At 64.5% G+C, this 512-nt stretch carries 1 protein-coding gene; it reads right to left on the bottom strand.

Annotated elements, in window-relative coordinates; all coding sequences use genetic code 11:
- A partial coding sequence (locus ACR65K_RS20635) for a thiamine pyrophosphate-binding protein (RefSeq protein ID WP_494568039.1) occupies window positions 1-512 on the bottom strand: 512 nt, incomplete at both ends.

The following is a 512-nucleotide window of genomic DNA, read 5'->3' as shown; positions in this document are numbered from 1 at the left end:
GCGATGTGCTTGCCGAAGTTCTTATCCCGCATCAGGTCCTTGAGCAGGCGGACGAAGGCCATGGTGGTGGCGGCCTGTTGCTTGCCGGATCCGCGCTTGGCCACCTCGTAGGACTTCGCGTCCGGCAAGGCGATTTCGGCGTGGGTGTTCCGGCGCTCCGGGACGGACCCGCCGAGGGCGGCGCGGCGTTCCATCATGTACTTGATTTCCGGGGCGTCGTTACCGGGGTGGTAGTACGGCGGCCGGTACGCGTCGTTCTCGATCTGTTCGTCGGTGACGGGGATCCGGAGGTGGTCGCGGAACTTCTTCAGGTCATCCTGGGTCAGTTTCTTCATCTGGTGGGTCGCGTTGCGGCCCTCGAAGTGCGGGCCGAGGCCGTAGCCCTTGACGGTGTGGGCGAGGATGACGGTGGGTTTGCCCTTGAATTCGGTGGCGGCCTTGTAGGCGGCGTAGACCTTGCGGTAGTCGTGGCCGCCGCGTTTGAGGTTCCAGATCTGGTCATCGGTCAGGTC

Source organism: Arthrobacter sp. SAFR-179 (genome assembly GCF_059414945.1).
Note: the sequence above shows the minus strand (reverse complement) of the source record. Positions and strands in the feature narration are given on the sequence as shown.